The 20,753-nt window shown below is 66.3% G+C and carries 20 protein-coding genes; 14 read left to right on the top strand and 6 right to left on the bottom strand.

Going from position 1 to position 20,753, the window contains the following annotated elements; genetic code table 11:
* Positions 1 to 90: 90 nt before the first annotated feature.
* Positions 91 to 1,479, top strand: coding sequence for a DNA repair protein RadA (radA, locus tag ACFPK0_RS12250; protein WP_377341066.1), 1,389 nt, complete (start codon positions 91 to 93; stop codon positions 1,477 to 1,479).
* Positions 1,480 to 1,630: 151 nt separating this feature from the next.
* Here the strand turns inward: radA and gdhA are convergent, their stop codons facing one another.
* From gdhA to ACFPK0_RS12235, 3 genes are all read right to left on the bottom strand, one after another.
* Entirely contained in the window at positions 1,631 to 2,983 is a 1,353-nt protein-coding gene (gdhA, locus tag ACFPK0_RS12245; RefSeq protein ID WP_056085343.1) for an NADP-specific glutamate dehydrogenase, read from the bottom strand.
* A 168-nt stretch (positions 2,984 to 3,151) separates the two neighbouring features.
* Entirely contained in the window at positions 3,152 to 4,015 is an 864-nt protein-coding gene (purU, locus tag ACFPK0_RS12240; protein ID WP_056085341.1) for a formyltetrahydrofolate deformylase, read from the bottom strand.
* Between the two features lies 1 nt (position 4,016).
* A complete protein-coding gene (locus tag ACFPK0_RS12235; RefSeq protein ID WP_056085338.1) occupies positions 4,017 to 4,814 on the bottom strand; it encodes a cytochrome C assembly family protein in 798 nt (265 codons plus the stop codon).
* A gap of 143 nt (positions 4,815 to 4,957) precedes the next feature.
* On the opposite strand from ACFPK0_RS12235, the gene ffh reads away from it, so the two are divergent.
* The 5 genes from ffh to rplS all read left to right on the top strand — a co-directional run bounded on the left by ffh (position 4,958) and on the right by rplS (position 8,522).
* Positions 4,958 to 6,337: a signal recognition particle protein gene (ffh, locus tag ACFPK0_RS12230; protein WP_056085336.1), complete on the top strand. Its 1,380-nt coding sequence runs from the start codon at positions 4,958 to 4,960 to the stop codon at positions 6,335 to 6,337.
* A 126-nt stretch (positions 6,338 to 6,463) separates the two neighbouring features.
* Complete coding sequence (rpsP, locus tag ACFPK0_RS12225; RefSeq protein ID WP_007080137.1) at positions 6,464 to 6,721, top strand: 30S ribosomal protein S16; 258 nt, start codon at positions 6,464 to 6,466, stop codon at positions 6,719 to 6,721.
* 2 nt (positions 6,722 to 6,723) lie between these two features.
* Positions 6,724 to 7,239: a ribosome maturation factor RimM gene (rimM, locus tag ACFPK0_RS12220; RefSeq protein ID WP_377341062.1), complete on the top strand. Its 516-nt coding sequence runs from the start codon at positions 6,724 to 6,726 to the stop codon at positions 7,237 to 7,239.
* A 64-nt stretch (positions 7,240 to 7,303) separates the two neighbouring features.
* Positions 7,304 to 8,080: a tRNA (guanosine(37)-N1)-methyltransferase TrmD gene (gene trmD, locus ACFPK0_RS12215; protein ID WP_377341060.1), complete on the top strand. Its 777-nt coding sequence runs from the start codon at positions 7,304 to 7,306 to the stop codon at positions 8,078 to 8,080.
* Between the two features lie 31 nt (positions 8,081 to 8,111).
* Positions 8,112 to 8,522, top strand: a complete 411-nt coding sequence (gene rplS / locus ACFPK0_RS12210) for a 50S ribosomal protein L19 (RefSeq protein ID WP_056608238.1) — start codon at positions 8,112 to 8,114, stop codon at positions 8,520 to 8,522.
* Between the two features lie 137 nt (positions 8,523 to 8,659).
* Here rplS and ACFPK0_RS12205 read toward each other — a convergent pair whose 3' ends face one another.
* Positions 8,660 to 10,699: an EAL domain-containing protein gene (locus tag ACFPK0_RS12205; RefSeq protein WP_056085328.1), complete on the bottom strand. Its 2,040-nt coding sequence runs from the start codon at positions 10,697 to 10,699 to the stop codon at positions 8,660 to 8,662.
* A gap of 118 nt (positions 10,700 to 10,817) precedes the next feature.
* Positions 10,818 to 11,828 (bottom strand): EF-P beta-lysylation protein EpmB, encoded by a 1,011-nt coding sequence (epmB, locus tag ACFPK0_RS12200; RefSeq protein ID WP_056085326.1) that lies wholly within the window; start codon positions 11,826 to 11,828, stop codon positions 10,818 to 10,820.
* Between the two features lie 88 nt (positions 11,829 to 11,916).
* Between epmB and efp the strand changes: the two genes are divergently transcribed.
* The 8 genes from efp to ACFPK0_RS12160 all read left to right on the top strand — a co-directional run bounded on the left by efp (position 11,917) and on the right by ACFPK0_RS12160 (position 18,918).
* Entirely contained in the window at positions 11,917 to 12,495 is a 579-nt protein-coding gene (gene efp / locus ACFPK0_RS12195) for an elongation factor P (protein WP_056085324.1), read from the top strand.
* A gap of 121 nt (positions 12,496 to 12,616) precedes the next feature.
* On the top strand, positions 12,617 to 13,948 hold the full coding sequence (locus ACFPK0_RS12190) for a TRZ/ATZ family hydrolase (protein ID WP_056085323.1): 1,332 nt from the start codon (positions 12,617 to 12,619) through the stop codon (positions 13,946 to 13,948).
* 24 nt (positions 13,949 to 13,972) lie between these two features.
* A complete protein-coding gene (locus ACFPK0_RS12185) occupies positions 13,973 to 14,227 on the top strand; it encodes a YciI family protein (protein WP_056085321.1) in 255 nt (84 codons plus the stop codon).
* Positions 14,228 to 14,254: 27 nt separating this feature from the next.
* Entirely contained in the window at positions 14,255 to 14,995 is a 741-nt protein-coding gene (gene ubiG / locus ACFPK0_RS12180) for a bifunctional 2-polyprenyl-6-hydroxyphenol methylase/3-demethylubiquinol 3-O-methyltransferase UbiG (protein WP_056085319.1), read from the top strand.
* Positions 14,992 to 15,672, top strand: coding sequence for a phosphoglycolate phosphatase (gene gph / locus ACFPK0_RS12175; RefSeq protein ID WP_056085318.1), 681 nt, complete (start codon positions 14,992 to 14,994; stop codon positions 15,670 to 15,672). The genes ubiG and gph overlap by 4 nt, the downstream gene beginning before the upstream one ends.
* Complete coding sequence (locus ACFPK0_RS12170) at positions 15,669 to 16,523, top strand: isoprenoid biosynthesis enzyme family protein (protein WP_377341054.1); 855 nt, start codon at positions 15,669 to 15,671, stop codon at positions 16,521 to 16,523. The genes gph and ACFPK0_RS12170 overlap by 4 nt, the downstream gene beginning before the upstream one ends.
* A gap of 115 nt (positions 16,524 to 16,638) precedes the next feature.
* Positions 16,639 to 17,589 (top strand): GTP cyclohydrolase FolE2, encoded by a 951-nt coding sequence (folE2, locus tag ACFPK0_RS12165; RefSeq protein ID WP_056085584.1) that lies wholly within the window; start codon positions 16,639 to 16,641, stop codon positions 17,587 to 17,589.
* Positions 17,590 to 17,691: 102 nt separating this feature from the next.
* Positions 17,692 to 18,918 carry an MFS transporter gene (locus tag ACFPK0_RS12160; RefSeq protein WP_056085314.1) on the top strand — a complete coding sequence of 409 codons (1,227 nt, stop codon included), beginning with the start codon at positions 17,692 to 17,694 and terminating at the stop codon, positions 18,916 to 18,918.
* 164 nt (positions 18,919 to 19,082) lie between these two features.
* Here ACFPK0_RS12160 and ACFPK0_RS12155 read toward each other — a convergent pair whose 3' ends face one another.
* Positions 19,083 to 20,735, bottom strand: coding sequence for a M28 family metallopeptidase (locus ACFPK0_RS12155; RefSeq protein WP_377341051.1), 1,653 nt, complete (start codon positions 20,733 to 20,735; stop codon positions 19,083 to 19,085).
* Between the last annotated feature and the right edge of the window lie 18 nt (positions 20,736 to 20,753).

Below are 20,753 nucleotides of genomic sequence, written 5' to 3'. Positions count from 1 at the left end.
AAAACCTACAAGCATCCCCGTCATGGTGTCTCGCCGTCTGCGATGACTGCCGTCTAAGCTTCAACGCCTCACTACACCGCTGGATTCCGCATGGCCAAAGCCAAGACCGCCTACGTTTGCACCGATTGCGGTGCCGAGCACAGCAAGTGGCAGGGCCAGTGTGTGGAGTGCGGTGTGTGGAACACGCTCAGTGCGGTGGTGCTGGCGCCCTCATCGCCCGCGTCGGCCGTGTCGGCGGGCGCGCAGCGCTCCAATTACGCCGGTCATGCGGCTGGCTCCGCCAAGATCACACCGCTGACCGAGGTGGCGCTGACCACCGAGGCGCGCACGCTGACGGGCATCGGCGAGCTGGACCGGGTGTTGGGTGGTGGCCTGGTGCAGGGTTCGGTGGTGTTGATCGGCGGCGATCCGGGCATCGGCAAGTCGACCTTGCTGCTGCAGATGCTGGGCACGCTGGGCGCGCACCTGCCCAGCGTGTATGTCACCGGTGAGGAATCGCTGTCACAGGTGGCTTCCCGCGCGCAGCGGCTGGACCTGCCGCTGGCGCCGTTGCAGGCGCTGGCCGAGACCTGCATCGAGCGGATCCTGGAACAGGCGTTGACGACGCGGCCGCGGGTATTGGTGATCGATTCGATCCAGACCATCTGGACCGAGCTGCTGACCGCCGCGCCCGGTTCGGTGTCGCAGGTGCGCGAGTCGGCGGCCAAGCTCACCCGCTTCGCCAAGGAGACCGGCACCAGCGTGTTCCTGGTCGGCCACGTCACCAAGGAGGGCGGTATCGCCGGCCCGCGCGTGCTGGAGCACATGGTCGACGCGGTGCTGTATTTCGAGGGCGAATCGGGTTCGCGCTTCCGCGTGCTGCGTGCGTTCAAGAACCGCTTCGGCGCGGTCAACGAGCTGGGCGTGTTCGCGATGTCGGACAAGGGCCTGCGCGAGGTGCCCAATCCGTCGGCGATCTTCCTCTCATCGCATGCGGGTCCTACCCCGGGCAGCGCAGTGATGGTGACGCGCGAGGGCACCCGGCCGCTGCTGGTGGAAGTGCAGGCGCTGGTCGACCAATCGTCGCTGGGCAATCCGCGCCGCGTCACGCTGGGGCTGGAACAGAACCGGCTGGCGATGCTGCTGGCGGTGCTGCACCGGCACGGGGGCGTGGCCGCCTATGACCAGGACGTGTTCGTCAACGTGGTGGGCGGCATCCGCGTGCAGGAAACCGCGGCCGACCTGCCGGTGCTGTTGGCGGTGCTGTCATCCCTGCGCGACCGGCCGCTGCCGGAGCACATGATCACCTTTGGCGAAGTCGGTTTGTCGGGTGAGATCCGCCCGGTGCCCAATGGCGAGGAGCGCCTGAAGGAAGCGGCGCATCACGGCTTCCGCCAGGCGATCGTGCCCAAGGCCAACGCGCCGAAGAAGGGCAAGGTGGGCGACATGCAGGTGATCGGCGTCGAACGCCTCAGCGAAGCGATCGACGCCTGCCGCTGAAGCTTGTGTAGGAGCGACTTCAGTCGCGATGCTCTCCACCAATCCAGAGCAGAAGCATCGCGGCTGAAGCCGCTCCCACAGACATCGCGCTGGCGCACGATGCTTTGTCGAATCCCTAATCCCTAATCCCTAATCCCTAATCCCGGCTTCTTCAATACACGCCTTGATCGATCATCGCGTCGGCGACCTTGCGGAAGCCGGCGATGTTGGCGCCCAGCACCAGATTGTGCGGCTGGCCGAATTCCTCGGCGGCGGCGGTGCAGCTCTGGTAGATGCCTGACATGATCTCATGCAGCTTGCCGTCGACCCGTTCCATGGTCCATTGCTGCATGCCGCTGTTCTGCGCCATTTCCAGCTGGCTGGTGGCGACACCGCCCGCATTGGCCGCCTTGCCCGGGCCGTAGGCGATCTTGCTTGCCAGCAGCACGTCGATGGCGTCGGCGGTGGAGCCCATGTTGGCGCCTTCGGCGATGCAGGTGACGCCGTTGGCCAGCAGCGCCCTGGCATCGGCGGCGGTGACCTCGTTCTGCGTGGCCGAGGGGAACGCGGCATCCGCCTTGATCCGCCATACGGCATGGCCGTCGTCGGGGTAATCGCCGCGCGGGATATAGGTGGCGTCGGGGTGGTGTGCCGTGTACTCGCTCAACGAGGCGCGCTTGACCTCCTTCAGCAGCTTCAGCGTTTCCAGGTTGATGCCGGCCGGGTGGTGGATCGTGCCCAGCGAATCGGAGCAGGTGATCGGCCGCGCACCCAACTGGTACAGCTTCTCGATGGTGTAGATCGCCACGTTGCCGGCGCCGGACACCAGGCACACCTTGCCCTCGAAATCCTCACCGCGCGCCTGCAGCATGTGCTGCGCGAAATAGACCGTGCCGTAGCCGGTGGCTTCCTTGCGCCCCAGCGAGCCGCCCCAGTTCAGTCCCTTGCCGGTCAGCACGCCCTCGTAGTGGCCGGTGAGGCGCTTGTACTGGCCATAGAGATAGCCGATTTCGCGCGTGCCCACGCCGATGTCGCCGGCGGGTACGTCGGTGGTCGGGCCGATGTGGCGGTACAGCTCGTTCATGAAGGACTGGCAGAAGCGCATCACCTCGGCGTCGGATTTGCCCTTGGGGTCGAAATCCGAACCGCCCTTGGCGCCGCCGATGGACAAGCCGGTAAGGGCGTTCTTGAAGATCTGCTCGAAGCCCAGGAACTTGATGATGCTGGCGTTGACCGACGGGTGGAAACGCAGGCCGCCCTTGTACGGGCCCAGTGCCGAGCTGAATTGCACGCGATAGCCCTTGTTGACCTGCACCTTGCCGGCGTCGTCGGTCCAGCAAACCCGGAAGAAGATCTGCCGCTCCGGCTCCACGATGCGCTCGATGATGTTGTGCTGGCGGTAGCGCGGCTCGGCGTCCAGCAGCGGCTGCAGACATTCCAGAATTTCGCCGGCAGCCTGGTAAAACTCGGTTTGCGCCGGACTGCTCTTGCGCAGGCGCGTCAGCGTCTCATGGATGAAGGACATCAAGGATTCCCCGGGAAGAAGTGTCGGAAGGCAGGCATCGCCGAGCCGCAATGTATTAATGCGTTAGTGCGATAGCCTGCAATATAGTGCGATGCACAAACCGCGCGCAACCGGTGCGTGCAGCGGGATGACCGACCGGGCCGCGTCCGCGCCGCGCCCGGCAGGCTCCTAAGAGGTGAACACCACCGTCTTGCTGCCGTTGAGCAGGATGCGGTCGTCGAGGTAGTGACGCAGGGTGCGCGCCAGCACGCGGCGCTCGATATCGCGGCCGATGCGGATCATGTCCTCGGCGGTATCGCGATGGGTGACGCGCTCGATGTCCTGCTCGATGATCGGGCCTTCGTCCAGCTCGGCGGTGACGAAATGCGTGGTGGCGCCGATCAACTTGACCCCGCGCCGGTGCGCCTGGTGGTACGGCCGGGCGCCCTTGAAACCGGGCAGGAAGGAGTGGTGGATATTGATGCAGCGGCCGGCCAGCTTCGTGGTCAGCTCATCCGACAGCACCTGCATGTAGCGGGCAAGCACCACCAGATCGCACTGGCTCTGCTCGATCACCTGCCACAGCAACGCCTCCTGCGCGGCCTTGTGGTTGCGGTCGGCGGGCAGGTAGTGGAACGGGATGGCGTCGAGGTCGAGGTGGCGATACGTCTCGCGCGGATGGTTGGCGACGATGCCGGCGATATCCATCGACAGCTCGCCGGTGCGCCAGCGGTACAACACGTCGGCCAGGCAGTGGTCGAACTTCGACACCAGCAACAGCACGCGTCGCCGTTCGCTGCGGTCGCGCAGCTGCCACTGCATGTCGAAGCGCTCGGCGATCGGGGTGAAGGCGGCCTGCAGCCCGGCCAGCGTGGCATCGGCGGCCAGCGCCTCGAACACGATGCGCATGAAAAAGCGACCCGTGTCGGTGTCGTCGAATTGCTGCGCTTCCAGGATGTTGTTGCCCTGCGCCGCGAGATGGCCGGATACCGCCGCCACGATGCCCGGGCGATCCGGGCACGACAACGTCACCACGAATTGCGCTGCCGCCATGTCAGATATTCCGGTGCAGGACCAGCTCCAGCACCGCCTTGCTGCCGAAGAACGCCAGCGCCAGCACGGTCATGCCGATCAGGGTGAGATTGACCGCGCGGGTACCGCGCCAGCCCTGGCGCCAGCGGCCCAGCAGCAGGGTGCCGAACACCAGCCAGGCGAACACCGACAGCACTGTCGTATGGACGAGATGCTGGGCGCGGATGTTTTCGATGAACAGCGCGCCGCTGAGCAGGGCCACGGTCAACAGCGCGAAACCGCCGGCGATCAAGCGGAACATCAAGGCCTCGGTTTGCGTCAACGGCGGCAGTGCACGCAGCCAGTTGCCGAAATGCCGGGCGCGCAGCGCGCGTTCCTGCACCGCCAGCAGGATCGCCAGCACGGCCGCGATCGACAACACGCTGAAGGCCAGCAAGGCCAGCGTCACATGCAGCTTGATCGGCCAGTCCATCTGCAGCGGCGCCGTGGGCGCCGCCACGAAACCATCCAGGAACAGGAACGACGCCGCCAGCGGAAACACCACCACGCCCAGCGCCGCCACCGGGCGAGACAGGTTCACCAGCAGCGTCAGCGCGGCCACGACACAGGCCACCAGCGAGAGCGATGCGAAAAAATGCAGGTCCAGCGCGCCGCGGTGTATGCCCAGCAAGATGCCTGCGTGCAGCAGCACGGCCGCCCCCGCCAGGCACAAGGCAAGCCGGTTGAGTGGCTGTCCGCCGCTCAGCAACGGGCGCGCCAACCCGCCCGCTGCAGCGAGGTAGAGCACGACAGCAAGCAGCGCGAGCATATGGACGGACATAGCCGTGAAGTGTCGCACACGGCATGGGCGAGTGCAGCAGGGGCTCCGCGCATGCTTCCGGGCATGCGCATCGACAAGGTCGGGCCGGGAGCGGCGGACGTGTCTGGTATATTTGCGGGCTAGCCCCAGCTCGTGCCCTCATCATGTTCGAATCGCTCAGCCAACGCCTTTCCACCACCGTCAACCGTCTGCGCGGCCGTGGCCGGCTGACCGAGGAAAACATCCGCGAATCGCTGCGCGAGGTACGCATCGCCCTGCTGGAAGCAGATGTGGCGTTGCCCGTGGTGCAGGCCCTGATCCAGCGGATCAAGGTGCGCGCGGTGGGCCAGGACGTGATGAAGAGCCTGTCGCCCGGCCAGGCGCTGATCAAGGTGGTCAGCGACGAGCTGACCACGGTGATGGGCAGCGCCAACACGGAGCTGAACCTTGCCCAGCAGCCACCCGCCGTGGTGTTGCTGGCCGGCCTGCAGGGCGCGGGCAAGACCACCACGGTGGCCAAGCTGGCGCGGCTGCTGACCGAGCGCAAGAAGAAAAAGGTGATGGTGGTCAGCTGCGACGTCTACCGTCCCGCCGCCATCGAGCAGTTGCGCACCCTGGCCGGTCAGGTCGGGGTGAGCTTCTTCCCCTCCGACGCAGGCCAGGACCCGGTCGCCATCGCCAAGGCGGCGGTCGCTGCGGCTCGGCGCGAGGTGGTGGACGTGCTGATCGTCGACACCGCCGGCCGCCTGCACGTGGACGAGGCGATGATGGCCGAGATCAAGGCGCTGCACGCCGCGATCACCCCGGTCGAAACCCTGTTCGTGGTCGATTCCATGACCGGCCAGGACGCGGCCAACACCGCCAAGGCGTTCAGCGATGCCTTGCCGCTGACCGGCGTGATCCTCACCAAGACCGACGGCGATGCCCGCGGCGGTGCGGCTTTGTCGGTGCGTTATGTCACCGGCCGGCCGATCAAGTTCCTTGGCGCGGGCGAGAAGACCGACGCGCTGGAACCGTTCCACCCCGACCGCCTGGCCCAGCGCATCCTGGGCATGGGCGATGTGTTGTCGCTGGTGGAGGAGGTCGAGCGCAAGGTCGATCAGGACAAGGCGCAGAAGCTGGCCCAGAAGGTGATGAAGGGCAAGCGCTTCGACCTCAACGACATGAAGGATCAGCTGGAGCAGATGGGCAACATGGGCGGCCTGGCCGGCCTGATGGACAAGCTGCCGGGCATGGGCAACCTGCCGGACAGCGTGAAATCCAAGGTCAACGACGGCGAGATGAACCGCATGATCGCCATCATCTGCTCGATGACCAAGAAGGAGCGTCGCCATCCCGATCTGCTGAATGGCTCGCGCCGCGCCCGTGTGGCGCGCGGCTCCGGCACCCAGCCGGCTGACGTCAACCGCCTGCTGAAACAGTACATGCAGATGGAAAAGATGATGTCCAAGCTGTCCAAGGGCGGCAGCAAGGGCCTGATGCGGCAGATGCGCGGCGCGATGAAGGGCATGGGCGGGATGGGCGGTTTGCCGCCGATGCGCTGATGACGCAGGGAAGGGGCTTTTCCCGTTCCCTATTCCCTTTTCCCCATTCCCCCTCTAAAATGCCCCGTTTACCGCGCACGGTTCCCGTGCCGCTGCCGCATGGTGCGGCAACTCTGGAGTTTTACTATGGTCAAGATTCGTCTTTCGCGCGGTGGCGCCAAGGGCCGTCCGTTCTACCACGTTGTGGTGACCGATCAGCGCAACAAGCGCGACGGTCGCAACATCGAGAGCGTGGGTTTCTACAACCCGGTTGCGTCGGGCAAGGACAAGCGCCTTGAGCTGAACGTCGATCGCGTCAACGAATGGGTGGGCAAGGGCGCCCAGCTGTCCGACAAGGTCGCCGCGCTGGTCAAGGAAGCGGGCAAGCTGCAGCAGGCTGCCTGAGCGTGACGGCAGCCGGTCGGCGCGTCCTGATCGGGCGCATCGTCGGGCTGTATGGCGTGCAGGGCTGGCTCAAGATCGAATCCTGGGCTGAGCCGCGCATGCGGATCTTCGATTACCAGCCGTGGCTGCTCAGTGCAGCGCCCGGCGTGGAAACGCAGGTCAGCGGTGTCAAGGGTCGCGAACAAGGCAAGGGCATGGTGGCCCAACTGCCGGGTGTCGATGACCGTGAGCAGGCAGCGGCGTTGATCGGCAGCGACATCTACGTCAGCCGCGATCAGTTGCCGCCGCCAGCCGAAGGTGAGTATTACTGGGTCGACCTCGAAGGACTCGAGGTGGTCACCACGGAAGATGTGTCGCTGGGGCGGGTCAGTCACCTGTTCGCCACCGGTGCCAACGACGTGGTGGTGGTGAGGGACGGCACGCGCGAGCGGCTGATTCCCTTCGTCCAGGGTTCGTATGTGCGATCGGTGGACTTGTCCGCGGGCCGCATGGTGGTGGACTGGGATCCCGAATTCTGACGTCGCCGGATCGAAAGGTCGCCGGATTGAAAGCCGGGGACCGGGCGGCAGAGGGCAAGGATTCATGCGTATCGATGTCGTCAGCCTGTTTCCCGACTTCGTGCGCGAGTGTGCCGCGGTCGGTGTGGTGGGACGCGCGCAGCAGCGGCAGTTGCTGCAGGTGGAAGCCTGGAACCCGCGCGACTACACCAGCGACCGCCACCGTACCGTGGATGCCAGCTCGTACGGCGGCGGCCCCGGCATGGTGATGATGATCGAGCCGTTGCGCGCCACCCTGGCGGCTGTGCGCGGCGCGGCGCCGGAACCGGCGCATGTGATTTACCTCAGCCCGCAGGGACCGCGGCTGACGCAGGGCAGGGTGGAGGCGCTGGCCAAAATGCCGCGAATCACCCTGCTTTGTGGACGTTATGAAGGTGTGGACGAGCGGTTGCTGGCGCATGAGGTCGACGAAGAGCTTTCCATCGGCGACTATGTACTGTCCGGCGGCGAGCTGGCGGCGGCGGTCATCATCGACGCGGTGGGTCGCTTGCAGGAAGGCGCATTGAACGACGCGCTGTCAGCCGAGCAGGATTCATTCGCCAATGGCCTGCTCGACTGCCCGCACTATGCAAAACCGGTGCAGGACGCACTGGGTACCGTACCGGAGGTGCTGCTTTCCGGTGACCATGCGGCAATTGCCCGCTGGCGCCTGAAGCAGTCGCTGGGACGAACCTGGTTGCGCCGCCCCGACTTGTTGTCACGCTGCGTACTGGACAAGACCTCCCGTGCGTTGCTGGATGAATTCCGCCGCGAACACGCCAGCCAGGCGCTGTCGCGACAAAACGAAGCGGTCGATGATTGACCGCAGTTATTGAAAATACACAGGTGTTGCCATGAACAAGATCATTGAACAGTTCGAAGCCGAGCAGATTACCCGTCCCTTGCCGGAATTCGGCGCTGGCGACACCGTGGTGGTCAACGTCAAGGTGAAGGAAGGCAACCGCGAGCGCGTCCAGGCGTTCGAGGGCATCGTCATCGCCAAGCGCAGCCGCGGCCTGCATTCGGCCTTCACCGTGCGCAAGATCTCGCACGGCACCGGCGTGGAGCGCGTGTTCCAGGCGCACAGCCCGTCGATCGAGTCGGTCACGGTGAAGCGCAAGGGCAAGGTCCGCGGCGCCAAGCTGTATTACCTGCGTGGTCTGGAAGGCAAGGCCGCCCGCATCAAGGAAGACGTGGCCGCCGCCGCCGCGATCAAGGCCGCCCACAAGGCTGCCGTTGCCGCCGCTGCTGCTGCCGCCGAGTAATCGGCACGCACAGCTTCGGCTGGCGATAAAAAAACCCGCGCTCATGCGCGGGTTTTTTGTGCGCGGAAGAATGTCCTCCGCCATTCGCTCCCCGTTTGGATATCCGTTACAGCGGATGCCGCGTGGGCGATTCTGCCTTACAGCCGCTGCGGCGGCTGCAGGAAGTTGCCCTGCACGAAGTCCACGCCGCAGGCGAACAGCAGCGAGGTGCTGGTGGCGTCCTCGACCCATTCGGCAATCGTCTGGCGGTTCAGCTCGCGTGCCTGCTGGCAGATCTCGGTGACCTTCTTCTGGTTTTCCGGGTGCCGTGGCAGTTCCGCCATGTAGCTGCGGTCGATCTTCACGTAGTCGGCGTCGACGTGGTTCAGCAGCTGGAACGAATTCAGGCCCGAGCCGAACTGCTCCAGCGCGAACTTGCCGCCCAGCTTCTTCCAGCCGTTGACGAATTCCTGGGTGGGCCGCAGCAAAGTCATGACCTTGCTCTCGGTCATTTCCAGCACGATGCGACCGTGCTTCAGGTTGGCGGCGGCCAGTTGTTCGCCCAGCCACGGGAGCAGGTGCTCATCCTGCAGCGAGGCGGCAGTGAGCTTGACGAAGAACGTGGTCGGCTGGCCGTGTTTGTCGCGCTCGCGCAAGGTCTTGATCGTCTGTTTCAGCACCCAGCGGTCGATGTCGCCGTTCAAGCCATGTTTTTCGGCGATCGGCATGAAGAATCCGGGCAGCACCTCGCCCTGCGGACCGTTCATGCGCAGCAGGATTTCCGAGAAGTCGCCCTCGGCGTCCTGCAGGCTGATCGCCTGCTGGTGATAGAGCATCAGGCCATCGTTGGCCAGCGCATCCTTCAACAGCCCCAGCCAGTACTGCTCGCGCTCTTCGTCGGCCTTCTCGCGGGCGGCCGGGTCATGCAGCTCCACCTTGCCGCCGCCCTGGCTCTGCGCGTTGCGCAATGCCTGGCTGGCCTGGTTGAGCAGCAGGTCGGTGTTGGCGTTTTTCTCGCCCAGCAGGCTGCCGCCGATGCTGGTGTTGACGGTGATGGAGCGGCTGCCGGCGTCGAAGATTTCATTGCTGACGCTGTGCTGCAGCTTGCTGATCCACTCGCGGATGGCCTCGTCCTGGCGCGAATCGAGCACCACGCCGAACGTGTGCTCGGCCAGCATGCCGGCCACGTCGGTGGAGCCGAGCAGGATGCGGATGCGGTCGGCAAAGCCGGCAATCAGCTCGTCCGCCTTGCCCAGGCCGATGCTGGCCACGATCGACGACCAATTGTCCGGTTCGATCAGCAGCAATGCCTGGCCCTTCTTGCCATTGGCGGCGGCGGCGACGGCGGTGTCGATCCGCTCCAGCGTGTGGGCCCGGTTGAACAGGCCGGTGACCGGGTCCCGCTGCAGTTGCGCCAGCGTTGCCGGGTCGACCAGCTGGCGCCGGAACACGATCTGCAGGCAGGGCTCGCCCTCGAACGTGGCGGGGGCGAATTCCACCGTGGCATCGAAGTGGCTGGCGTCGGCGCGGCGTGCGCGCAGGGACAACTGGTTGGGCAGTTTCTCCTGCCCTTGCGGCCCGCGCAGGATCGCCTTGAACTCGTCGGCGTGGGTCGAGTCGATCATGTCCAGCACGGGCATGCCGAGCAGGTCGTCGAACTCGTCGTAGCCGAAGGTCTCCAGGTAGGCGCGGTTGGCGCGTACGTGCATGCCCTCGTGCACGTAGGCGATGGCGTCGGTGGAGGAGTCGAGCAGTGCGTCGCAGCGGCGTTCGGATTCGCGCAGCGAGGCTTCCAGCCGGCGCAGTTGCCGGCGCGCCTGCAGCGAATCGAACTCGCGCTGCAGCACCGCGGTGAGCTGCTTCGGATGGGTACGCGAGGCCACGCCGCGGGCGCCTCCCACAAACAGGTCCGCCACCAGCTGGTTGTCCATCGAGTTGACCAGGCCCAGCAGCGCGTAGTCGCGGCCGTAGGCGTCCATCAGTTTCACTACCTCGCGCAGCGACAGCGTGGTGATGGCCGGGTCGAACATCACGATATCGGGCCCCAGTTCATCCAGTGCGGCCTGCAACTGTTCGGCATTGGTGGCGCGGGCGGGGCGTACGGCGATACCCGAATTGCGCAGCAGGCTGATGATCTGCTCTGCCTCCTCCAGCGAGTTTTCGATGAAGAGGATCTTGATGACGAGGTCTTTTTTCATGGATGGCCGGGAAGAAGGTGGTCGTCACGAATCGTGTTGCAGGCATCAGGAATGCCCCGTGGCCCTATGTTTGTAACGGATAAAGCCCGCGGCTGCCAGAAAAAAACGCAGCCGGCGCTCAGAGCGGGCGCTTGGACGTATCGCCGCCTATTTCGCGCACCAGTCGCGGCACCAGGTAGCCCGGCAATCGCGCCCGCAACGCTTCCAGCAGTGCTATCGCCTCGACGTCGCCGACCTCGAAATGCGCGGTGCCGTGTACCCGATCGAGCTGATGCAGGTAGTACGGCAGCACCCCGGCGGCAAGCATCCGCTCGGACAGGTCGGCCAGCGTGTCGGCGTGATCGTTGATCCCTCGCAGCAGTACCGATTGATTGAGCAAGGTGGCGCCGGCGTCGCGCAGCCGCGCGCAGGCCGCGTCGACACCCGGGTCGAATTCATTGGCGTGGTTGGCGTGCAACACCACCACCTTCTGCAACGGCAGCGAAGCCAGCCACTTGAGGAAGGCGTCGTCGATCCGCTCCGGCAGCACCACCGGCAGGCGCGTGTGGATGCGCAACCGCTTCACGTGCGGGATATCGGCCAGGCCGTGGGTCAGGTCCTCCAGCTTGCTGGTGGCCAGCGACAGCGGATCGCCGCCGGAGAGGATCAGTTCGCTGATCGACGGGTCGGCCTTCAGTTGCGCCAGCGCATCGCGCCATTGCGAGGCGGCGGCAATCTCCTCGCCATAGGGGAAGTGGCGGCGGAAGCAGTAGCGGCAGTTCACCGCGCAACTGCCACTGGCGATCAGCAGGGCCCGGCCCTGGTACTTGTGCAGGAAACCCTGGCCGCTGCGCGACGCCATGTCGCCCACCGCATCCATCGTGAAGCCGGCCACCCGATCGTGCTCGGCGCGTTGCGGCAGCACCTGCAGCAGCAGCGGGTCGGCGGGATCGCCGTGGCGCATTCGCGCCACGAAACCACGCGGCACGCGCAGGGCGAAGCCGGCGTCGTCGGGTGGGATCAGGTCGGTACGATCGCCCAGGCCCACCGCCTGCAACAGCTCCAGCGGGTCGGTGATCGCGTCCCGCCACAGCGCGCGCCAGTCGGGCGCAGCAGACGATAGGCGGGAATGGGGGCTTGCGGTTATCATATCGGGCCTTGAATCGGGCGGTGACGCCCGTGACATCCATCCATTTTAGCCGCCCCTCGGGCGAAAACGACTCCGGAGCAGACAGCGCATGGCGACCCTTGGCCTCAACGACGTCAAAACGGGCAAGAAGATCCTTCACAACGGTGATCCCTGGATCATCACCGAAGCGGACTTCGTCAAACCCGGCAAGGGGCAGGCGTTCACCCGCATCCGCATCCGCAACCTGAAGGATGGCCGCACCACCGAGCAGACGTTGAAATCCAGCGATTCGTTCGAGGAAGCCGACGTCACCGATACCGACATGCAGTTGTCCTTCATCGACGGCATTGGCAAGGACCGCGTGTGGAACTTCATGAACATGGAGACCTTCGAGATGGTCCCCGCCTCGCTGGCCGCGATGGGTGATACCTGGAAGTGGCTGAAGGGCGAGGAGGAGTGCGTGGTCACCCTGTTCAACGGCAACATCGTGGCCGTGCAGGCGCCGAAGTTCGTCGAACTGAAGATCGTGGAAACCGACCCGGGCGTGCGCGGCGACACCTCGGGCGGCGGCGGCAAGCCGGCCACGCTGGAGACCGGCGCCGTGGTGCGCGTGCCGCTGTTCGTCAACCAGGACGAAGTGATCAAGGTCGATACCCGCACCGGCGAGTACGACAGTCGCGTGAAGTGACGCGTGGGCCCGCGCCTGCACACGGCGCGGCCAGCACGTCGTCGCGGGAATGACGATCCAGAGGGGGCGGCGGCCGCAAGGCTCCGCCCTTTATCGTATTTACAAGCAAGGTGAGTGAGCGATGAGCCAGATACCCCCGCAACCCGTCGACCTGATGATCGAGGCGCGCTGGGTGGTGCCGGTGGAGCCGCACGCGGTGGTGCTGGAGGACCACGCCGTGGTGGCCGATGGCGGCCAGATCGTCGCCGTGTTGCCCATTGCCGATGCCCGCGCCGCGTATGCACCGCGCGAGCGGGTCGAGCTGGGCGAGCACGCGCTGATCCCCGGCCTGGTCAACAGCCACACACACAACCCGATGACTTTGCTGCGCGGGTTGGCCGACGACCTGCCGCTGATGGTGTGGCTGCAGCAGCACATCTGGCCGGCCGAGGCGAAAGTGATCGGGCCGGAGTTCGTGCGCGACGGGGTGGAGCTGGCGGTGGCCGAGATGCTGCGCGGCGGCACCACCTGCGCCAGCGAGAACTACTTCTTTCCCGACGTGATCGGCGCCACCTACCGGCGCATGGGTTTCCGCGCCGTTGTCGGCCTGCCGGTGATCGAATTCCCCACCGCCTGGGCCACCACCCAGGACGATTATTTCGCCCGCGCCGTCGCGGTGCACGACAGCTTCCTCAGCGACAACCTGATCAGCACCGCGTTCGCGCCGCACGCGCCGTATACGGTGTCGGACGAAAGCTTCGAACGCATCCGCGTGCTGTCTGATCAGCTCGACATTCCGGTCCATCTGCACCTGCACGAAACCGCGCACGAGGTGGACGAGGCGAAGGCCAAGAGTGGCCTGCGTCCGTTCCAGCGGCTGCAGAAGCTGGGGCTCGTCAACGACCGCCTGATCGCCGTGCACATGACCCAGGTGACCGAGGGCGAGATCGCCGCCTGTGCCGCCGCCGGCGTGTCGGTGGTGCATTGCCCGGAATCCAACCTGAAGCTGGCGTCGGGCTTCTGCCCTGCGGAAAAATTGCGCCAGGCCGGCGTCAACGTGGCGCTGGGCACGGACGGCTGCGCCTCCAACAACGACCTGGACATGTTCGGCGAAATGCGTACCGCGGCCCTGCTGGCCAAGGCCGTGGCCGGCGACGCGGCGGCATTCGATGCGGCCTATGCATTGCGGGCCGCCACGTTGCATGGTGCGCGGGCGATCGGACTGGGGGCGTGCATCGGTTCGATCGAGGTGGGCAAGCAGGCCGATCTCGCCGCCGTGCGGCTCAGCGATCTGGAGACCCAGCCGCTGTTCAACGTCGTCTCGCAACTGGTTTACGCCACCGGCCGCCACCAGGTCACCGACGTGTGGATCGCCGGCCAGCGAAAACTGGCCGCGCGCGAGCTGCCCGACATCGACACCGCCGCCATCCTGGCCAAGACCCGCGCCTGGCGCGAACGCATCGCCGCCGCCTGATCACCGCATCCCACGGAGCCTTCCATGAACCGTTACCTGGTCTATCTGCTGCGCCGACCCGACGTCGATCCGGCGGTGGTGCCTTTGCACATCGCTTTCCTCGACGACTTGCGTACGCAGGGCAGGATCGAACTTTCCGGTGGCTTCAGCGACAAGTCCGGCGGCGCTTATCTGCTGCGCGCGGATGACCTTGCCGAGGCCCAGGCCATCGTGCAGCGCGACCCCGCGCACACCAGTGGCGGCTGGATCATCACCGTGCACGAATGGCAGGCGCGGTAAACTGCGCTTTCCCCGAGAGGTTTTGTGATGTCGACCGCATCCCCCGAACGCGCCGCCGATAGCCGTCACGACGGCAATGTCAGCGCCGCCGAAATCGCCCGTTTCGATACCCTGGCCGCGCGCTGGTGGGATCCCGATGGCGAGTCCCGCCCGCTGCACGATCTCAACCCGGTGCGCTTCGCCTATATCGCCGAACGCGTCGAGCTGGCGCAGGCGAAGGCGGCCGACGTGGGCTGCGGCGGCGGCCTGCTGAGCGAGGCACTGGCCCGCGCCGGCGCCCGCGTCACCGGCATCGACCTGGGCGAGAAGGTAGTCGAGATCGCGCAATTGCATCTGCACGAATCGGCGTTGTCGGTGGATTACCGCGTGCAGTCGTCCGCCGAGCTGGCCGCGGCCGAGCCGGCCTCGTTCGACGCCGTGTGCTGCATGGAACTGATCGAGCACGTACCCGATCCGGCCGCGCTGGTGACCGATCTTGCCGCGATGCTGAAACCCGGCGGCCAGTTGTTCATGTCCACCCTCAACCGCACGCCGGCCGCGTTCGGCGCCGCCATCGTGGGCGCCGAATACGTGATGCGCATGCTGCCGCGTGGCACCCATCACTACGCGCAATTCCTGAAACCGTCCGAGCTGGGGCGATTGCTGCGGCACGCCGGCCTGGAGCTGGAGGACGTCAGCGGCCTGGGCTACAACCCGCTGGCGCGCAAGGCCTGGATCAGCCGCTTCACCGCGATCAACTACGTGCTCAGCGCACGCAAGCCGCTATGACGCCGTTGCCGGAAAACATCCAGGGCGTGCTCTTCGACCTGGACGGCACCTTGCTCGACAGCGCGGCCGACCTGTACGGCGCGCTGGTCGAACAGTGCGCCGAGGAGGGCGAGGCCGCGCCCGCTTACGATGCCGTGCGCCAGGTGGTATCACGCGGTTCGACCGCGATCCTGCAGCAGGGTTTTCCGCGGCGCGACGACGCCGAACGCAAGGCGCTGCTGCCCCGCTACCTGGCGCTCTACCAGCGCATGCTGGCGCAGCAGACGCGGGCGTTCGACGGCGTGGATGCGTTGCTGCAACAACTTGAACAAGAAGGCTTGCGCTGGGGCATCGTCACCAACAAGCCGGGCTTTCTTACCGACGAGCTGGTGCAGCGGATCGGCTGGACGTCGCGCGCCGCCGCAGTGGTTTCCGGCGACACCCTGCCGGTGAAAAAGCCCGACCCCGCACCCGTGCTGCTGGCCTGCGAGCGGGCAGGGCTGCAACCGGAGCGCTGCGTCTTCGTGGGCGATGATCGTCGCGACGTGCTGGCCGGCGAGGCGGCGGGGCTGTACACGGTGGCGGTGAGCTGGGGCTATCTCGACGGCGGCGATCCGCACAGCTGGGGCGCCGACGCGGTGGTGGACCAACCCGCGCAACTGGCCGCGTTGCTGATGCCGTCATCGGTCGCCGCATGAGCGACGGAGACACAAGCAACGCAGCGTGGCAGGGCTTCATCGACAAATGGCTGGCGGCGCAACCCCAGCAGCGTGTGGCGCTGGTGTTCGTCGATGGCCATCGCCATCCCGGCCATATCGCGCTGGCCGCGCTGGAGCAGGAACTGCTTGATGCCGCCTACGGCATCCGCGAGCCGCAGGTGGCCGCTGCCAAACTGGGCTGGTGGGCGGAAGAGTTGTCCGGCGCGGCCAGCAGTGGCGGCCGTCATCCGCTGACCCAGGTATTGTTCGACGACGAGCGCGCGCACGCGATCGCCGCCGAGCAGTGGGTGGCGCCGGTGCTGGCGGCGATGGCCCAGCTCGAACAGGGCACCGCCGCGGATTTCGCCGCCCAGCTGGATGCGGCCATGCCGCTGCATGGCGCGCTGGCGGCGCTGGAAACCGCGTGGTGGTATGGCGCGGCGGCTCCGAGTGATCGTGCTGCAAGGCTGGCCACGCTCGACCACTTGCTGGATGCGCTGCTGCGCACCGAGGTCGACGCCGGTCGCGACCGCCTGCCGCTGTCGATGGCCAACCTGGCCCGTCACGGCTTGAGCCGGGCGCAGCTGGGTCAGGCCAGCGCGGCGCGGCAACAGGCGATCCAGGATCAACTGCGCGAGCTGCTGCAGAGCTGGCGCGAAGCGGCCCACCTGCCCGGACCGCTCAGCGTGTTTCGTGCGCTGGCCTCCAGCCACGGCATGCGGATGGCGCAACGCGCGGCGCGTGCGCCCGATGCGCTGGCCAGCCTCGGTGCGGAGCGTCCGCGCATCCGGCCGGTGACTACATGGCGCGCATGGCAGGCCGCGCGCGCGTGGCGCCGCAACGCGTCGTGAGCCGTGGCGAAAACGCAGCGTTTCCGCCGCGGCTATTGCACCGGGGCGCTGATGCCTCAAACTTGAACGTCGCGGCGCCATGCATCCCCGCCACGACGATCCCCAGGACAAAACCATGACCAACCAGGAAAACACCGCCCGCCTGCTACCCGATGTGGCCGTGCACGCACAGCCGCATCTCGCCGGCGCGCTGGACTGGGTCGGCATGGCCGAGATCCAGGTGCCGGTGCGTTTCGATGCCGGCGATGGCGATGTGCAGCGCGCCAGCGCGCGGGTTGGCGCCTTCGTGAACCTGAAACGGCCGGACAAGCGCGGCATCCACATGTCGCGGCTGTACCTGCAGGCCGAGCAGGCACTGAGCACGCAAACGCTCAGCGCCGAGACGCTGCAGGCGCTGCTGCGCGGTTTTCTCGACTCGCACGCCGATCTGTCCGACCGTGCCTGCCTCAGCATCCGTTTCGAGCACCTGGTGCGCCGGCCTGCGTTGCGTAGCGCCAACAGCGGCTGGCGCGCCTATCCGGTGACCATCGAGGCCAGCCTCACCGGCAGCGCGTTCCTGCTGGAGCTGGGCACCGAGGTGGTTTATTCGTCCACCTGTCCGGCGTCGGCGGCGTTGTCGCGGCAGTTGATCCAGGACCAGTTCGCCAGCGATTTCGCGGCCGACGCCACGCTCGATCGCGCCGCGGTGCTGGAATGGCTGGGCAGCGAAAAAGGCATCGTGGCCACGCCGCATGCGCAGCGCAGTGTCGCCTGTCTGCGGGTGCGTCCCGCGGCGGGTGCGCCGTTGCAACTGATCAGCCTGATCGATCGCGTCGAGGCGGCACTCGGTACGCCGGTGCAGACGGCGGTGAAGCGCCAGGACGAGCAGGCCTTCGCGCTGGCCAACGGCGGCAACCTGATGTTCTGCGAGGACGCGGCCCGCCGTATCCAGAAGGCACTCGATGCCGATGCCGCACTGGATGATTTCCACATCCGCGTGGAGCATCAGGAAAGCCTGCACCCGCACGACGCCGTGGCGTATGCCAGCAAGGGCGTCGACGGCGGCTACGGCGGCGTCAAGTTCTAGCGCTGTTTCGCCGGCGCCGCGCTACGCCGGTTGTATCTGTTTTGCGATGGGTGATGTGCCGTGGCTGGTGCCTCGTCCCTTGCGCTCTCGATCGAAGACACCATGCAGACCCGCGCCGAAAACATCCCCTTGTCCGTCGCCCCGGAAGCGTCGCCCGAGCGCACGCAGTTCGCCGTACTCGGCGGCATCAGCGTGGCGCACATGCTCAACGACATGATCCAGTCGTTGATCCTGGCGATCTATCCGCTGCTTAAAAGCGATTTCCACCTCAGTTTTGCCCAGGTCGGCCTGATCACGTTGACCTACCAGCTCACCGCCTCGCTGCTGCAGCCGCTGGTGGGCATGGTGACCGACCGCAAGCCGATGCCGTATTCGCTGCCGATCGGCATGGGCTTCACCTTGAGTGGCCTGCTGCTGCTGTCGGTGGCGCCCACCTTCCCGATCCTGCTGCTGGCGGCGGCGCTGGTCGGTACCGGCTCATCAGTGTTCCATCCGGAATCCTCGCGCGTGGCGCGGATGGCCTCGGGCGGGCGGCACGGCCTGGCGCAATCGCTGTTCCAGGTCGGCGGCAACACCGGCTCGTCGCTGGGCCCGCTACTGGCGGCATGGCTGGTTGTGCCGCACGGGCGCGGCAGCGTGGCGTGGTTCTCGCTGGCGGCGTTGCTGGCGATCGTGGTGCTGCTGCAGGTGGGCCGTTGGTACGGCCGCCACCACCTCACCCGCGGCAAATCGCGGTCGCGGCATCTGGCGGTGGTGGCGTTGCCGCGCAACAAGGTGATCGCGGCGCTGGGCGTGCTGGGCCTGCTGATCTTCTCCAAGTTCTTCTACCTGGCCAGCCTCAGCAGTTATTACACGTTCTACCTGATGCACAAGTTCGGCGTCTCGGTGCAGAGCGCGCAGGTGCATTTGTTCGTGTTCCTGTTCGCGGTGGCGATGGGCACGCTGGTGGGCGGCCCGGTGGGCGATCGCATCGGGCGCAAGTGGGTGATCTGGGTTTCGATCCTGGGCGTGGCGCCGTTCACCCTGGCGCTGCCGCACGTGGGGCTGATGTGGACCGGCGTGTTGACGGTGATCATCGGCCTGATCCTGTCCTCGGCGTTCTCGGCCATCCTGGTCTACGCGCAGGAACTGGTGCCGGGCCGCGTGGGCATGATCTCGGGCCTGTTCTTCGGCTTCGCCTTCGGCATGGGCGGCATCGGCGCCGCCGTGCTGGGCGCGCTGGCCGACGTGCACGGCATCGAATATGTCTACGGCCTGTGCGCCTTCCTGCCGCTGATGGGCCTGATCACGGTGTTCCTGCCGAACATCGAAAAGCGCGCCCACGCCTGACGCTTTTGCAGGAGCGCACCCTGTCTGTCCACAAGGGACTTCCTTCGGTCGTGCGCGATGCTCTGTCCTTCGGCGGTCTGTGGGAGCGGCTTCAGTCGCGATGCTCTAAGGCAGCACGAAACCAAAAAGTATCGCGACTGAAGTCGCTCCCACAGGGGCAGAAATCACTTTCGTTCCGCAGCGCTCTTGTCGCGGATGGCGCGGAATTCGGAATCCTTGCTCCAGTCCGGCCATGCATCGGAATTGGCCAGGTCGTTGCCTACCGTGTAGAGCAACTGCAGGTCGCGCGCCATGCCGGTGAATGACCAGTCGGCCTGCCATTCGTCGGCGGGCTGGTGGTAGCGCTTTTCGGTGTAGTCGTCTTCGGCCGCCTTGCCCGCGGCAATGCCGCCATCGACCCAGTCATTGCCCGAGCCGAACGAGACGGCGGGTACGCCGCGCTTGGCGAACGAGAAATGATCGGAGCGGAAGAAGTAGCCGGCTTCCGGTTTCGGGTCGGGCGTGTAGACCATGCCGTAGGACTTCGCCGCCGCGATCAGGTCATCCAGCAGACCCAGCCTGGCGCTGCCGGAAATGGTGAAGTTGCGGGCGGGGCCGTGAGGATCGAGTGCATCGACGTTGAGTACGCCGGCGGTTTTCGCCAGCGGGTACAGCGGATTGGCGGCGTAGTACTCGGAGCCGAGCAGGCCTTTTTCCTCGGCGGTGACGTTGAGGAAGATCACCGACCGTTGCGGTCGCGGACCATGGGCGAACGCGCGGCCCAGTTCGATCAGCGCCGCGGTGCCGGTGGCGTTGTCCACGGCGCCGTTGTAGATGCGGTCGCCCTTGGCGTCGGGTGCGCCGACGCCCAGGTGATCCCAGTGCCCGCTGTAGATCACGGTTTCGTCGGGGCGCTTGCTGCCCTCAACGCGGCCGACGATGTTGTGCGAGGTGATCACCTTGGTGTCGGCCTTGAAATGGGCCGAGAGGCTTTCGCCTTTCAGCACCACCGGGCGGAAATCGCGGGTTTGCGCTTTTTGTTTCAGCGCCTCGAAATCCAGCCCCGCGCCCTTGAACATGGTCACCGCCAGGTCGCGCTGGATCCAGCCTTCCAGCTCGGGATGCACCTCGGCCGGCTTGTCGCGCACGATGTCGAACATCGTGTTGGTGTTGGAATTCTTCACCGTGGCCCAGCCGTAGGATGCGGGCGCGGTTTCGTGGATCACCAGCATGCCCAGCGCGCCTTGCCGCGCGGCTTCCTCGTACTTGTAGGTCCAGCGGCCGTAGTAGGTCATGGCCTTGCCGCCGAAGTCCCCCTTGCCGGTTTCGAAATCGGGGTCGTTGATCAGCACCACGGCGATCTTGCCGTGCAGGTCCACGCCCTTGTAATCGTCCCACTGGCGCTCGGGTGCCTTGACGCCGTAGCCCACGAACACCAGCGGCGCATCGGCGATGGTTACGCTGTCGCTGCCGTTGGTGGGGGCGCGCACCGCGATCTGTTCACCCTGGGTCAGCGCTTGCGGCTTGCCGTCGATGGTGAGCGTCAACGCCGGCGTGCCGACGATCGCGCTGCGCAACAGCGGCACGGCCTGGGTCCAGGTGCGCTTGCCGTCGACGATGTCGCCGCCGGGCTGCACGCCGGCGGCCTTCATCTGCGCCACCACGTAGTCGATGGTGCGCGTCTCCGCCGGCGTGGCCGGGCCGCGGCCCTCGAACGCGTCGGAGGACAGCGTCTTCACTTCCGCGGACAGGCGCTGGGTGCTGAAGGTCGGCGGGGCGGCGGCGATCGCCAGCGTGCAGGTGGACAACGCCAGCGTGGAGAGGATCAGTCGTTTCACGGGCAACTGCCTGTCGGA

It is taken from the genome of Rhodanobacter ginsenosidimutans (assembly GCF_042655685.1).
GTDB lineage: Bacteria > Pseudomonadota > Gammaproteobacteria > Xanthomonadales > Rhodanobacteraceae > Rhodanobacter > Rhodanobacter ginsenosidimutans.
Note: the sequence above shows the minus strand (reverse complement) of the source record. Positions and strands in the feature narration are given on the sequence as shown.